Source organism: Tenacibaculum sp. 1_MG-2023, from assembly GCF_030547425.1.
Classification (GTDB): domain Bacteria; phylum Bacteroidota; class Bacteroidia; order Flavobacteriales; family Flavobacteriaceae; genus Polaribacter.
The window spans coordinates 1-14528 of record NZ_JAUORH010000002.1 but is presented as its reverse complement, the minus strand read 5'-3'; the positions used below and the strand labels follow the sequence as shown (position 1 = coordinate 14528).

Annotated in this window: 12 protein-coding genes; 9 read left to right on the top strand and 3 right to left on the bottom strand. The window is 34.8% G+C overall.

Features of this window, described 5'->3' with window-relative positions; translation table 11 throughout:
- Positions 1 to 3: 3 nt before the first annotated feature.
- Genes Q4517_RS01745 through Q4517_RS01735 form a run of 3 tightly spaced genes read left to right on the top strand, consistent with a single transcriptional unit; the run spans position 4 to position 3541 of the window.
- Positions 4 to 1734 (top strand): SulP family inorganic anion transporter, encoded by a 1731-nt coding sequence (locus Q4517_RS01745; protein ID WP_303505559.1) that lies wholly within the window; start codon positions 4 to 6, stop codon positions 1732 to 1734.
- A gap of 11 nt (positions 1735 to 1745) precedes the next feature.
- On the top strand, positions 1746 to 3155 hold the full coding sequence (locus Q4517_RS01740; RefSeq protein WP_303505557.1) for a rhodanese-like domain-containing protein: 1410 nt from the start codon (positions 1746 to 1748) through the stop codon (positions 3153 to 3155).
- A gap of 5 nt (positions 3156 to 3160) precedes the next feature.
- On the top strand, positions 3161 to 3541 hold the full coding sequence (locus Q4517_RS01735) for a rhodanese-like domain-containing protein (RefSeq protein WP_303505555.1): 381 nt from the start codon (positions 3161 to 3163) through the stop codon (positions 3539 to 3541).
- Between the two features lie 178 nt (positions 3542 to 3719).
- Here Q4517_RS01735 and Q4517_RS01730 read toward each other — a convergent pair whose 3' ends face one another.
- Positions 3720 to 4286, bottom strand: coding sequence for a class I SAM-dependent methyltransferase (locus Q4517_RS01730; protein WP_303505553.1), 567 nt, complete (start codon positions 4284 to 4286; stop codon positions 3720 to 3722).
- 141 nt (positions 4287 to 4427) lie between these two features.
- A complete protein-coding gene (locus tag Q4517_RS01725; RefSeq protein ID WP_303505551.1) occupies positions 4428 to 6773 on the bottom strand; it encodes a TonB-dependent receptor in 2346 nt (781 codons plus the stop codon).
- A 499-nt stretch (positions 6774 to 7272) separates the two neighbouring features.
- Between Q4517_RS01725 and Q4517_RS01720 the strand changes: the two genes are divergently transcribed.
- The 6 genes from Q4517_RS01720 to Q4517_RS01695 all read left to right on the top strand — a co-directional run bounded on the left by Q4517_RS01720 (position 7273) and on the right by Q4517_RS01695 (position 13334).
- Positions 7273 to 7758: an acetyl-CoA carboxylase biotin carboxyl carrier protein subunit gene (locus Q4517_RS01720; protein ID WP_115899337.1), complete on the top strand. Its 486-nt coding sequence runs from the start codon at positions 7273 to 7275 to the stop codon at positions 7756 to 7758.
- Position 7759: 1 nt separating this feature from the next.
- Positions 7760 to 9196 carry an acetyl-CoA carboxylase biotin carboxylase subunit gene (gene accC / locus Q4517_RS01715; protein WP_303505547.1) on the top strand — a complete coding sequence of 479 codons (1437 nt, stop codon included), beginning with the start codon at positions 7760 to 7762 and terminating at the stop codon, positions 9194 to 9196.
- A 180-nt stretch (positions 9197 to 9376) separates the two neighbouring features.
- Entirely contained in the window at positions 9377 to 10918 is a 1542-nt protein-coding gene (locus Q4517_RS01710) for an acyl-CoA carboxylase subunit beta (RefSeq protein WP_303505545.1), read from the top strand.
- A 255-nt stretch (positions 10919 to 11173) separates the two neighbouring features.
- On the top strand, positions 11174 to 11449 hold the full coding sequence (locus Q4517_RS01705) for a hypothetical protein (RefSeq protein ID WP_115899334.1): 276 nt from the start codon (positions 11174 to 11176) through the stop codon (positions 11447 to 11449).
- Positions 11450 to 12161: 712 nt separating this feature from the next.
- The gene (locus Q4517_RS01700; RefSeq protein WP_303505538.1) at positions 12162 to 12803 is read left to right on the top strand and encodes a hypothetical protein; all 642 of its coding nucleotides are present in this window, start codon (positions 12162 to 12164) and stop codon (positions 12801 to 12803) included.
- A gap of 27 nt (positions 12804 to 12830) precedes the next feature.
- Positions 12831 to 13334 carry a hypothetical protein gene (locus Q4517_RS01695; RefSeq protein ID WP_303505535.1) on the top strand — a complete coding sequence of 168 codons (504 nt, stop codon included), beginning with the start codon at positions 12831 to 12833 and terminating at the stop codon, positions 13332 to 13334.
- 137 nt (positions 13335 to 13471) lie between these two features.
- On the opposite strand, the gene Q4517_RS01690 is transcribed toward Q4517_RS01695, so the two are convergent.
- On the bottom strand, positions 13472 to 14443 hold the full coding sequence (locus Q4517_RS01690; protein ID WP_303505532.1) for a hypothetical protein: 972 nt from the start codon (positions 14441 to 14443) through the stop codon (positions 13472 to 13474).
- Positions 14444 to 14528: the final 85 nt, after the last annotated feature.

Genomic DNA, 14528 nt, shown 5'->3' with positions numbered 1-14528 from the left:
AGAATGGAACTACTAAAAAAACTCATACCGATACTAGAATGGTTACCCAACTATAAAAAATCGCAGTTAAGAGGTGATGTAGTTGCAGGTGTAACCGTCGCTATTGTATTAATTCCACAAGGTATTGCCTACGCATTGATTGCAGGATTACCACCTATTTATGGATTGTATGCAGCTTTAATGCCTCAGTTGATGTATGCTATATTTGGAACATCACGTCAGGTAGCAATCGGACCAGTAGCTATGGATTCATTAATCGTAGCAACAGGAGTTTCTACCTTAGCGTTAACAGGTTCTGAAAGTTATATTGCTATAGCAATACTCCTCGCATTAGTTGTAGGAACCATTCAGTTTTTAATGGGAATTTTCCGATTAGGATTCATTGTTAATTTTTTATCAAGACCTGTAATAACCGGATTTACATCTGCAGTAGCTTTAATTATTGGGTTAAATCAATTTAGAAACTTATTTGGAGTAGAGTTTGTACAGAGCGATCAAATTCATGTACTGTTGGAAGATATTCTTTTCAGACTTCAATATTTTAAAACAAACACCACAATTATTGGCTTAATAGCATGCGCTATTATTATAGTTTTTAGGAAAGTAAATAAAAAAATACCAAATGCCTTAATTGTTGTTATACTAGGAATAGTAACCATACGTTTTTTTGGAACACAACTTTCCGATGTAGCCATCGTAAAAGATATTCCTTCAGGGTTACCAAAATTTTCAATGCCAGTAATTGATGTAGCTCTAATACGTGAATTAATGCCAATAGCCGCAACACTAGTTATGGTAGGGTATTTAGAAACGATTTCAATTGGAAAAACGCTGGAAGCCAAACAAGATGAGTATAGAGTAAGGCCAAACCAAGAGTTAGTAGCCTTAGGGTTAAGTAATATGGTAGGGTCATTATTTCAATCGTATCCGTCAGCGTCAAGTTTTTCTCGTTCTGCTATCAATGGGGAATCAGGAGGTACTACAGGAATTTCAGCAATTGTTTCAGCAATTTTAGTAGTGTTTACCTTACTTTTTTTAACTCCCGTTTTTTATCATTTACCAAAAACTATTTTATCAGCAATAATTATAGTCGCAGTTTTTAACTTAATAAATCTAAAGGAAGCTAGAAGGCTGTGGAGAGCTAATAATTTAGATTTCTGGCTACTCCTAGCTACTTTTTTGGCTACCATTTTCTTTGGAATTGAATACGGAATTTTAATTGGAGTAGTGCTGTCATTAATCGTTTTAATTTTTAGAACCTCTAGACCCTATGTAGTTGAGTTAGGTAAAGTACCAAATTCAGACTTTTATCGTAATAAAAATAGGTTTAAGGAAGTTATTTTAGACGAAGAAATCTTAGTATTTCGTTTTGATGCACAGTTATTTTATGCAAACTCTAACTATTTTCGAGATAAGTTGGACGAAATGGCAGAAGAAAAAGGGGAGGCATTAAAATTGATTGTGTTAGATGCAGAAAGTATTAATAGAGTAGATAGTACAGGAATAGAGATATTAAAAGAACGTATTATTTATTTCAATAAACACAATATTCAATTTTATTTCGCAGGAGTGAAAGGGCCGGTAAGAGATGCTTTTTTTAGGGGAGGTTTATTAGACGTAGTAAGTCTAGATCACTTTTTTATGCGTGCCAACGGTGCCGTAAAATTCTATAAAACAGGAGATAACCAAAATCAGAAGAAATACGCACAATATATACATCAAGCGTATAAATAATATATAATATCATGAGAATAGAGCAAATTTATACAGGCTGTTTAGCACAAGGAGCCTATTATATAGAAAGTAATGGAGAAGTGGCAATAATAGATCCGTTACGAGAAGTAGATCCTTATATAGATAGGGCTAAGAAAGATGGCGCTAAAATCAAATATATTTTTGAAACTCACTTTCATGCAGATTTTGTAAGTGGTCATGTTACCCTTGCAGAAAAAACAGGAGCAACAATTGTATACGGACCAACAGCGAAAACGAACTATGAGGCTCATATAGCAACAGATGGTGAAGTGTTCACGTTAGGAGATATTACTATTACCGTATTGCATACTCCAGGACATACTATGGAGAGTACTTCATATTTATTGAAAGACGCAAACGGTAAGAATCATGCTGTTTTTAGTGGAGATACTTTATTTTTAGGTGATGTTGGACGCCCAGACTTAGCACAGAAAGCTGCAAACTTAACACAAGAAGAGTTAGCAGGACTGTTATACGATAGTTTACGTACAAAGATTATGACGCTGGAAGATGATGTAATTGTGTATCCAGCACACGGAGCAGGTTCAGCTTGTGGTAAAAACTTGAGTAAAGAAACAATTGGTACTATTGGCGATCAAAAGAAAACCAATTATGCACTTCGTGCAGATATGACGAAAGAAGAATTTGTGAAGGAAGTTACAGACGGGTTACTACCTCCACCTGAGTATTTTCCTTTAAATGTAAAAATGAATAAGGAGGGATATCAATCTATCGATGAAGTTATCAAAAGTGGAGCCAGAGCATTATCAGTAGCAGACTTTGAAAAAATAGCAAACGAAACAGATGCGTTAATTTTAGATGTACGTCATCAATCGGAGTTTATTAAAGGATTTATACCACAATCAATTTTTATTGGTTTAGGAGGAACATTTGCTCCATGGGTAGGTGCATTAATTAAAGACGTTACACAGCCAATTTTATTAGTGACTCCAGAAGGGGAAGAAGAAACAACTATAACACGCTTATCACGCGTTGGTTTTGATAATGTATTAGGATATTTAGAAGGAAGCTTCAATACTTGGAAAGAAGCAGGAAAAGAAGTAGATACATTGCGTTCTGTTTCTGCAGCTATTTTAGCAGAAGCGGTTACGAAAAAAGCACCTGTTTTTGATGTTCGAAAACCAGGTGAATATGCAAATGAACATATTGTAGACGTACCAAGTACACCGTTAGATTTCTTAAACGAACATGTAGAAAAGTTTCCTACAAAAGAAGATTTTTACGTACACTGTGCTGGAGGATACCGTTCAGTAATTGCAGCATCTATTTTAAAAGCAAGAGGATTCCATAACATCATTGATGTTGCTGGAGGGTATAAAGCGATTAAAGAAACTGATATTCCAAGAACAGCAACGGTATGTCCATCAACCTTAAAATAGGTAAAATGAATAAAGGTATTTTTTTAGTAGGTTTGTTTTTAACGGTGGTATTGTCGTGTAAACCACAAAACACAGAGGTAAATAACATTACTATAGATAACTTACAAGTAGTTTTACAGAATGAAGACAATGTACAGTTATTAGACGTTAGAACTCCAAAAGAGTGGGCTGGAGGAGTTATCGAAACTCCAATTAAAATAGACGTTACTGGTAACGATTTTGAAGGAAAAGCTATAGAGAAATTAGATAAAACAAAACCAGTATACCTTTATTGTCGTTCAGGAGGAAGAAGTTTAAAAGCAAGTGAGTTACTTGCTCAAAAAGGCTTTAAAGTATACAATGTTTTAGGAGGATATCTAGAGTGGACAGATAAAAATAAAGAGTAAAAAAATCCCGAGTCATATACTCGGGATTTTTTAATGTTGTGTATTGGTTGGTATAAAAAAAGGATACTTACGAAGCATAAAACTTTTAATAGCCTATAAAGTTTGATACAAGCTATAAGTCTTATATTTAGTATTGTATCGTTTATTTTACATACCTTATTTGTTCTGCGTAGTATTTTTATTTTTCAATTATTACCATTCTATAATCAGTTTCAGATTTATGTCCGCTTTCTTTGTCCTCAAAAATATACTTGAGTTTCTTGTCAGCAAGTCTATTTAGTTGCTTTTTAAAGTCAATCGCTTGGTTAAGAATTTGAACCTTGTTTCCCGTATCTTGAATGCAAATAACCACTAAACCCCCATTTTTAACTTTTGAGATGATCTTTTGGATTAATCCGACTTCTTTTTTCTTGTCTTTTTTAGCGAAATGAAACATACTGTCGAGAAGGATAATTTCAAACTCGTCAAATTGTTCAAAATCATAAATGTCAGCGACTATACCTACCAAATCTAGGTTTTTAGTTTTTCCAATTTCGTTCATTTGGGCAATTCCAACTTTTGAGTTGTCAATTCCCGTAACATTATAACCAAGTTGAGCCAGTGCAAGCGCATCTCTTCCTTGTCCGCATCCTAAGTCAAGTAATTTTCCTTTTTTTGGGTAGTTAGCTAAAAATTCGATTAATTCGGTATAAGGTTCTCCAAATAAGTTTTCTGTCTGGTAGTATTTGTCGTAGGTTACTTTCATTTCTTTTTTTACATTAAGTGAAACGTTACTAGGGTTGTAGGTTTGTTTAAAACAAAAAAATCAAGATAGAAAAGTATGGATTTTAAGAAAAAAACCGAGACAGTTCTGTCTCGGTTTTTTGTTTTTCTAGCTTTTTCCCACTTAAAATTTTAACGTCGCACCTATTAAAAAGTTTCTAGTAGCTTGCGGAAAGTATCCTTGTACTTCAAAAGAAGTTCCAGGAGTATCCCAAGTATTTAAATAGGTATATCCTCTATCAACATATTCTTTATTAAAAAGATTGTTTACCAATCCTGTAAACACAATAGATTTAAAAATTTTATTCATTTTAAGCTCATAACTAACATTAAAATCACTCACGTAATAGCTATCTAATTTAGAAGCTTCAGTATCGGTATTACTCAAATATTGCTCGCCAACAAATTTAGAAAGTAAAGATAGTTGTACCCCTTTTGTAGGTTTGTAAACCAATGCATTTCCAGCAATAATATTTGGAGAAAAAGCAATATTTGTAGTCCCAATATTGCGTTGAACACCATCACGGTCTAACATAAAATTGTTAATTTTATTACTACTTACCGTAAGATTTTGGTTAATGCTAAACTTGTCTGAAACGTTAATATTAGCATCAATTTCTACCCCTAAACGATAACTATCTTTCACATTTTTACGTAAATATTCTCCCACATCATTCAATCCGCCAGTTTGAATTAATTGATTGTCGTACGACATATAATAGATGTTTGTATTTAATTGAATCGTTTTATTGTGTAAACGCCATCCAAATTCAAAATCATCTAAGGTTTCATGTTGTACATTCGGGCCATTTTGAAAATCATCACGATTAGGTTCTCTGTTCGCACGAGCATACGATGCATAAATACTGTTTTCTTTATTAATACTATAAGTAAAACCTAACTTAGGGTTGAAAAAACTGTATGAAGTATCAATATTTAAAGGATGTAAATCAGAAGTAAATCCTCCAGTTGTATAATCAATAAACCTACCTTGTACATCAACAAAAGCTTTTAAGTTATCAAAAACATTAAAAGTAGCTTTAGAAAAAACGCTAATATCATTTTTCTTAGCATCACTAAAATAGTAACGATCTCTAATGCTTGAACCATCTGCAAATTGTGTAGCCCAAATAACTTCACCAAAATGATCTCCTTTATAATTACTATAAGAAGCACCAGAAATTAACTCGAATTTTTCAGTTTTATAAGTAACGTTAGCATTAGCTACGTAAAAATCATTATCCAACCAACGGCGAACGATAACATCGCTTCCGTCAACAATTACATTACCATAATCAACAGCATCTTTGTCCTCTTTAAACTGTTCAAAATATCCTTCTCCTTTGGTATAATTTAATCCAATATTGGTAGACCAGTTATCAGAGAGTTTCTCATTCCAATGTAATTGGTAATGATCTTGCCAATAATTATCGGTTTCATTATCGTAGGTATACGGATTCTGGCGACGGTTTTCTTGTAATTCCCCAGCGCTTAAGCCATACCAAGCTTGATAGGTTTGTTGCTTTCCTCCAAAAGCTAAGGCTTTAATTAACGTATTGTCATCAGTATAACTACCTTGTAAGAAATACGATTTTAAATCGGTAAAGGCTCTGTCAACATATCCGTCAGAATAAATGTTAGACAAACGACCCGCAAACTCAAATCCATTATTTAATTTTCCAGTGGTAAACTTTACGGTGTGTTTTCTTGTTCCGTACGAACCAAAAGCATTTGAAATTTCTCCACTAGCTTCTTCCGAAATAGCATCGGTTAAAATATTTAAACTAGCTCCAAATGCTCCAGAACCGTTCGTAGACGTTCCTACACCACGTTGTAACTGTAAACTTTGGGTAGACGAAGCAAAATCTCCCATATTTACCCAAAAAGTACCCTGACTCTCGGCATCGTTATACGGAATTCCGTTAATCGTAACGTTCACACGAGAAGCATCCGAACCACGTACACGAATATAGGTATAACCAACACCAGCACCAGCATCTGACGAAGATGTTACTGACGGTAAATAGTTTAATAATACAGGAATATCCTGCCCTAAGTTACGTTTTTCAATTTCTTTTTTACCAAGGTTAGAATGTGTTACGGGCGCATCTGCTTTTACACGAACAGCAGACACTAAGACTTCATCTAACACAGTTTCATTAGAAATTAATTGAAACGTAATCTGTTGGTTGTTGGTAATTTCAACCTCTTGAGAAGTGCTTTTAAAACCAACATAAGAAACCTCAATAATATGCGTTCCTTTTGGTAGGTTTAACTTGAATTTACCTTCAAAGTCGGTAGAAGTCCCTTTGTTTTGAGTTCTAACTGCTACGGTGGCACCTACTAAAGGTTCTTGATTACTATTAATCACGTTACCTGATAAAGTAACCATTTGTTGTGCACTGGTAGTTAACGTTGTAAATAATACGGTTAAAAAAGCTACTATTTTCACTTTCTTGATAAAAGACATCGGTCTCATTTTATAAAAACAAAATCGAATAAAAAGAGGTAATTATTCTTTAGTTAAACATTGAATAATTAAAATTTGTCATTACGAGGAGTTTACAACAAAGTATTCCTTGGTTTATAAACAAATTTCTCGTAACAATTGTTTTCCAAATGGCGATTATCGCCTCCCTAAACAGCATTACCTGTTCCAGGTTCGTTGGGTATGATCTCAGCCTGAATTTAATTATGAATTATAAATGATTAATTACGAATTATTTTAATAATCAAAACTCGTAATTCCACAATTCTTAATTCAAATAAGGCACCCCTTTATGAGAACGGTGCAAAGGTAAATATGAAATATGAATTAAGAGCGATAAATAGCGGGTTTTTCTGAGGTTGTTAGTAAATGGATAGGAAGTAATCAAGGAAGTAAAAAAACATTCTAGCCAATTTATAGATTTAACTCAATGCATTCCGTTGTAATTTTAATATTTTAGTGGTGAAAATATCAGATATTTATGAGTAAATCTTTTAAAACGAGCGTTAATAAAACGCATGATTTTGACTTTACTGAAGCGCAAATTGAGGCGCTAGATATAGTAGAAAAGTCAAAAAACAACTACCACGTACTTGAGGGGAATCAATCGTATCAAGCAACCATATTTCAAACAAATTTCAATCAAAAAACATACACCATTCAAATCAATGGAAATACTTATGAGGTAAGTATTTCTAATGAATTAGATATGTTGATTGATGAGTTAGGGTTAGAAGTTGCAGCAGAGAAAAAAGAAAACGATATTAAGGCACCAATGCCTGGGTTAATTGTTTCTGTAGAGGTAGAAATTGGTCAAGAAGTAAAAGAAGGAGACGGAATTTTGGTGTTAGAAGCCATGAAAATGGAGAACACCTTACAAGCACCAAGAGACGGAGTCGTAAAATCGGTTGCTATACAAGTAGGGGATAAAGTAGAAAAGAATACGGTTTTAATAGAAATGGAATAAGATGAAAAAGATATTAGTAGCAAATAGAGGAGAAATTGCGTTGCGTGTAATGCGTACTGCAAAAAAGATGGGGATTAAAACCGTAGCTGTTTTTTCAGAAGCAGACAGAAATTCACCACATGTAACTTTTGCAGACGAAGCGGTATGTATTGGTCCTGCACCTTCTAACCAATCGTATTTATTAGGAGATAAAATTATTGAAGTAGCGAAGGAGTTAGGTGTAGATGGAATTCACCCGGGATACGGATTTTTAAGTGAAAATGCAGCCTTTGGAGAAGCCGTAGCAAAATCAGGAATTGTATTTATAGGACCAAAAACACATGCTATTGAAGTGATGGGAAGCAAATTGGCTGCAAAAGATGCAGTGAAAGCCTATGATATTCCGATGGTTCCAGGTATTGATGAAGCAGTAACCGATGTAGAATATGCATCGAAAGTAGCAAATGAAATTGGGTATCCGATTTTGATTAAAGCTTCAGCAGGAGGTGGAGGAAAAGGAATGCGTGTTGTTGAAAAAGAAGCCGATATAAAAGAACAAATGCAGCGTGCAATTTCAGAAGCAGAATCAGCTTTTGGAGATGGTTCTGTATTTATAGAAAAATATGTAGGGTCACCACGTCATATCGAAATCCAAGTGTTGGCAGATGCTCACGGAAACGTAGTACACTTATTTGAACGCGAATGTTCGGTACAGCGTCGCCACCAAAAAGTAGTAGAAGAAGCACCATCGAGTGTGTTGACTCCAGAAATTAGAGAAGCTATGGGTGCTGCAGCTGTAAGAGTTGCGAAAGCATGTGATTATTTAGGAGCAGGAACGGTTGAGTTTTTATTAGATGAAAATAAAAACTTCTACTTCCTAGAAATGAATACACGTTTACAAGTAGAGCACCCAGTTACGGAACTTATTACGGGAGTAGACTTGGTAGAGCAGCAAATAAAAATAGCAAGAGGAGAGGAGCTATCATTCACGCAAGATGATTTAGAAATTAACGGACACGCATTAGAATTACGTGTATACGCCGAAGATCCGTTAGATAATTTTGCACCGAGTATTGGAGTGTTGGAAACCTATCAACATCCGAAAGGAGAAAATATTCGTGTAGATGATGGTTTTGAAGAAGGAATGGAAATTCCTATTTATTACGATCCGATGATTTCTAAATTGATTACCTATGGGAATACGCGCGAAGAAGCTATTGAGTTAATGAAACAAGCCATTAGCAATTATAAGGTAAAAGGAATAGAAACTACGTTGCCGTTCGGAAAGTTCGTATGCGAACACGAAGCTTTCACCTCAGGGAATTTCGATACTCATTTTGTAAAGAAGTATTACACACCTGAGTTGTTAGAAGCAGGATACGAAAAAGAAGCGAAGATTGCTGCACAAGTTGCCTTACAGCAGTATTTAAAAGAGCAACGTATTTTAAAAACTTGTTAATACATAATGTGCGTTAGGGATTAACTCAATAATTTGTATTTTACGTGTTTCGTTGAATGCAAAGCATTTGCAGCGGCATCCTTTTGTTGTCAGTTCGAGTTTGCGGAGCAAGTATCGAGAACCAACAAAAGATATAGCGGAAAGCCCGACCCTTGGGGAACGCCCAAAAAAAGAATATAGATGAAATCTAAAATAGAAGAATTACAACATAAACTTACCGAAGCAAAGTTAGGAGGCGGACAACAACGCATCGACCGTCATCATCAAAAAGGAAAATTAACCGCACGTGAGCGTATCGATTATTTCTTAGATGAAGGTTCTTTTGAAGAAGTCGGTATTTTGGTAACACACCGAACGACCGATTTCGGAATGGAAAATCAGCAATTTTATGGTGACGGAGTGGTAACAGGATACGGAACTGTAAACGGACGCTTAGTGTACGTGTTTGCACAAGACTTTACGGTATTTGGAGGTTCGTTATCGGAAACACATGCCGAAAAAATCTGTAAGATTATGGATTTAGCGGTAAAAGTAGGAGCACCATTAATCGGATTGAACGATTCTGGTGGAGCACGTATTCAAGAAGGCGTACGTTCGTTAGGTGGTTATGCCGATATTTTTTACAGAAACGTACAAGCATCAGGAGTCATCCCACAAATCTCAGCAATTATGGGACCTTGTGCAGGGGGAGCAGTGTATTCTCCAGCCATGACCGATTTTACCGTTATGGTAGAAAATTCAAGTTATATGTTTGTTACGGGACCTAACGTAGTAAAAACAGTAACCAATGAAGAAGTAACTTCGGAAGAGTTAGGAGGCGCAAGTACGCATGCAACCAAATCGGGAGTAACGCATTTAACGGCAGCGAACGATGTACAATGTTTAGAAGACATTAAAACATTGTTGAGTTATATGCCACAGAACAATCAAGAAACTACAGCGAAATTACCGTTTGAATTAGGCGATGAAATTAGAGAAGAATTAGCCAACATTGTTCCAGATAATGCCAACAAGCCGTACGATATGCGTGCCGTAATTGATGGTATTGCTGATGCAGATTCGTTTTTTGAAATCCATAAAGAGTATGCCGATAATATCGTCGTTGGATTTGCGCGTTTAGGAGGAAGAAGTGTGGGGGTTGTTGCCAATCAACCGATGAGTTTAGCAGGGTGTTTGGATGTAAACAGTTCTAAAAAAGCAGCACGTTTTACCCGTTTTTGCGATTGCTTTAATATTCCGTTATTGGTGTTGGTAGATGTACCAGGATTCTTACCAGGAACCGATCAAGAATGGAACGCTATTATTACCAACGGAGCAAAATTATTGTATGCGTTGAGTGAAGCTACCGTGCCAAGAGTAAGTGTAATTACCCGTAAAGCCTATGGTGGAGCGTATGACGTAATGAACTCAAAACACATTGGTGCTGATATGAACTTTGCATGGCCTAGTGCAGAAATTGCGGTAATGGGAGCGAAAGGAGCAAGTGAAATTATCTTTAAAAAGGAAATTGCCGAAGCAGACGATCATGAAGCGAAACTTGCTGAAAAGGAAGCGGAGTATGCCGATAAATTTGCGAATCCGTACCGAGCAGCAGCACGCGGATTTGTAGATGAGGTTATTTTACCACAAGACACCCGCAGAAAACTAATCAAAGCTTTTGCGATGTTAGAAGGTAAAAAGGTAGAAAGACCGAATAGAAAACACGGGAATATTCCGTTGTAACAAATAAAGAAGTATTAATATTTTTTTAAAGGCGTTTCTTTTTAGAAGCGTCTTTTTTGTTTTATAAAACTTTAATAAAATAACTGAGTTTATGGGATTCCGTATAAATATGTGAAGATGTTCTTTTACGTTTATAAAAATATTAAAGTAACTAGACAAAACAGAGAGTTATATAGAGATAAGAAGCATTTTTGGAATTAAATGACGACTCAAATTTAAATAACTGAAAATAATAAAGTAATAAAGAAGAGATAGATGAAAAAACAAAAATATTGTCCACATTGTAAAACAGAGATTTTGTTTAAAAAGGATAAAAAAGGAAGGATTATTGGGACTGCTATTGGAGGAGGAGTAGGATATACATTAGCTTCTGGTTTAGGAATTGCTGGAGCTGTTTTAGGGGCGCCAATTGCAATTCCTGCTGCTTTGGTTGGTGCTGGTCTGTTTGCTGTAATGGGAAATAAATTTGGAAAAGATTTTGATAATAGTCGGTTGAAATGTCCGAAATGTGAAAAGAAGATTGTCCTCTAGAAAAACAAAAATTAAAGAGATTAGATCCCTTTCAAAAGGATGGAGTTCTTAACTATAAGATAGGAGAAAAATATAGTTTAGATTTTAGAACTACTTTGCCAGAGAAAAACTGAGCTACTACACATCTTAGAAAATTAACCACTTAAATAAAACATCATTCCAAACAAAAAAAGTAATCTTTAAGTTTATAGTTCGAAATAAACAGATTACTTTAGTCGTACCTTCTTCGAAATGACAGAAATTGTCATTTCGAACTGTAGTAGAACGGAAGTGAGAAATCTTAAAGTCGGATGTTAAGGGTTTTCAAGAATGTTTTTGGTTTAAATTAGACAGATTCCTCGCATCGTTTTTCAGACGTTTTTAAACAAGGTTTAAAAATTCCTCGTAAAAGTGTCCTTTCTTTTGGTTCGTTTTCTTTGGACAAGCAAAGAAAATGAAGACAGTAGTTTATTGAGCAATACAATTAAGTATAAATCTACCCTATACTCAGTTTAACACTACATTAATGATGAAAAAACTAACTTTTATGGTTTAAATACTTGGTTTTGAGGTTTTTTTAAATTATTTGTAAGGTTTTTTTTTAGATTTATATGGAATTGTCAAAGCAATTAAGCTGTTTTATTATCCTAAATAATTGCAGGGTAAAATAAATTGATTGTTTAGATAATAGGAGTTACTATATATTTAAAGAACTAACCAAAAACCAAATGATATGAAAAAATCAATTATAACCTCAATCTTCGGAATATTCTTAATTGTTGGATGTGGTTCAATTAATCAATCTCGGAAAAGTGCAGGAATTTCCAGACAACAATTGTACACAGCTAAAGACGAAAAAACAGGAAAAATTCTACCAACGTTATTTTGGTCTCATTATGACGCAACTCAAAGAGGCGGAATTTATTTAGTTAAGGCAGATGGAAATGTTAGAGTTATATCAGAAAATCCACCTGATGCTACTATAAGTAGTACAATAGATGTGTTAGCCAAAGCTAAAGCAGGAAGTGAAGTTGATGCGGCAGCCAAATTCTCTGCGGTAAAAGCTGTAGCAGAATTAGGAGAAAAAAATGCGGGAAACTATATGATTAGAGATTTAGCTTTTAGAATTGAAGCTTTAAAAAATAATCACGATGGAGAAATTGATGAAGATATCATAAAATTATATGAGAAATTAATTGAGTCCGCAGAAAAAATTACGATTATTGATAGCAAAAATAAGATGTATGAATCAAAAGCTATTGCCTTGGAAGAATTGACTACTTTGATTAAAATGTCAAAAGATACAACTTACAAGGAGTTAAAATTAGACTCAAATTTTATAAAAAAGATTGGAGACTTTATTGAAAAGGAATAAACAATCAAGATTAAACTACCTAATATTATGAGAACTCTTTATATTATTACAATAATTCTCGGATTAATAAGCTTTTCATGCTCATGTTATAAAAATGTAGCTAAAGATACTTCAAGTCAAAGAACTGATGTATCAACTATTGAAACAAATCCTGACCAAACATCTATTTGGACAAATCAACCGAATTCAAATTCAACTAAAATTAAAGTATTAAATGCTGCATTTACATTTGGGTCTTTACCTAATGGGCTTAAAAAAATGGGGTATACTATTATTGAAAACAATGGTACTTACCTAGTAACTAATACTACACGGGCTCTTTCTGATGATGTTAGAGTAAGGGCTTGGGTTGAGGGACAAGATATTATACTTACTTCTGAGGTTCAACAATATAAAGAAACCGAATTTGGACTTCCACAACCTTCTGGTTTTGTAAAATGTGTAAGAGGAGCTTCTACATCACTTCCTGATTGCTGGCGGACAATTTTAGTAATAGCTAATAATCTTGGAGGAGATAAACGATACCAATAATTTTAATTAAAACCACATAAAAAAACGTCATTACGAGTGATAGCGCAGTAATCTTTACATTTCTAGTTCAAAATAAACAGATTATTTCAGCCGTACCTCCTTCGTAATGACGTTGTTATTTTTATAGAAAATTATTCTTACACATCTGTACTAATCCAATAACTTCCCGTTGAGGTAGTAGACGGATTATAAGCCAAAATATTCACTTTGGTACCGTTGATAACATCCGCTAGTAACCATTCCATTGGCTGGTTGTTGATAGCGCCACTTTCCAGCTCAACCATATTGCCGTTTAGTGTAACCTCGTCGGTACTAATGTCGAACTGTAGCGTGGTTTCTCCTCTGTTTTCAAAACCAATAAATCCCTCTTTGTCATACGATACCTGAGTAATTACCTTGGTTTCATTAGGCGCTACCTGTCCCACAAAATCAGTAATAGAGCTGCTTCCTGTAGTTGGACGATAGCTATACTGTGCTCTTTTTGCAGGTTCATTGGCAAATACTAACTGAGCCGTATTTATAATTTGAACAAGCGTTGTATAACAATCGTTCAATGCCGAAATACGATCTTGAGTAATTACCAAACGCTGTTTTTTATACACCTCTTGCTGAGTGTTCGCGCTCTTTAATTCGTCTTTAATTGTTGCCAACTCTTCCACAATAGATGCAGGCATTCCGCCTTTCGTTACATCGGTCAAATCATCTAAATAGTTGGTAACTACCTTTTCTAACGTTTCTAAAAACACCAACATTTTAGGCTGATTCTTGCTTGCATCTCTATAACCAGTAGTAAACTCCTTTAATACCGCAGGATTATCAGGAAAAGCCCACATAGCATGACTCTTTATACGATTATACACACGACTAGCATTTTGCATTGCTATCAACACCTTTTGCGTTTCCACTCCTTGTTTCGCCAAGGTACTTACATCGGTAACTACCGTATCTGCGGCATCAATCTGATGTAAAAAAGCCGTCGCATACTCGCTCGTAAATCGGGTATTGAAAGCGGTAAAACGCTCCAAATCTTGCGTAAATAGGTTGTAAATTGTACGTGCGCTTTCAGCTAAAAAAGCATCAGAACCTTTGAATTTTCTTCTTGTTTCCATATTAATATTTATTGACTTATTAATTTAAAATCTGTATTTTTTTGCTTTAAAATACTGATAAATGGAACAATTTGAAGGTAAAAAC

Coding starts and splice junctions, on each gene's coding strand:
- Q4517_RS01745 (WP_303505559.1), top strand. CDS start 4: ATGGAACTACTAAAAAAACTCATACCGATACTAGAATGGTTACCCAAC.
- Q4517_RS01740 (WP_303505557.1), top strand. CDS start 1,746: ATGAGAATAGAGCAAATTTATACAGGCTGTTTAGCACAAGGAGCCTAT.
- Q4517_RS01735 (WP_303505555.1), top strand. CDS start 3,161: ATGAATAAAGGTATTTTTTTAGTAGGTTTGTTTTTAACGGTGGTATTG.
- Q4517_RS01730 (WP_303505553.1), bottom strand. CDS start 4,286: ATGAAAGTAACCTACGACAAATACTACCAGACAGAAAACTTATTTGGA.
- Q4517_RS01725 (WP_303505551.1), bottom strand. CDS start 6,773: ATGTCTTTTATCAAGAAAGTGAAAATAGTAGCTTTTTTAACCGTATTA.
- Q4517_RS01720 (WP_115899337.1), top strand. CDS start 7,273: ATGAGTAAATCTTTTAAAACGAGCGTTAATAAAACGCATGATTTTGAC.
- accC (WP_303505547.1), top strand. CDS start 7,760: ATGAAAAAGATATTAGTAGCAAATAGAGGAGAAATTGCGTTGCGTGTA.
- Q4517_RS01710 (WP_303505545.1), top strand. CDS start 9,377: ATGAAATCTAAAATAGAAGAATTACAACATAAACTTACCGAAGCAAAG.
- Q4517_RS01705 (WP_115899334.1), top strand. CDS start 11,174: ATGAAAAAACAAAAATATTGTCCACATTGTAAAACAGAGATTTTGTTT.
- Q4517_RS01700 (WP_303505538.1), top strand. CDS start 12,162: ATGAAAAAATCAATTATAACCTCAATCTTCGGAATATTCTTAATTGTT.
- Q4517_RS01695 (WP_303505535.1), top strand. CDS start 12,831: ATGAGAACTCTTTATATTATTACAATAATTCTCGGATTAATAAGCTTT.
- Q4517_RS01690 (WP_303505532.1), bottom strand. CDS start 14,443: ATGGAAACAAGAAGAAAATTCAAAGGTTCTGATGCTTTTTTAGCTGAA.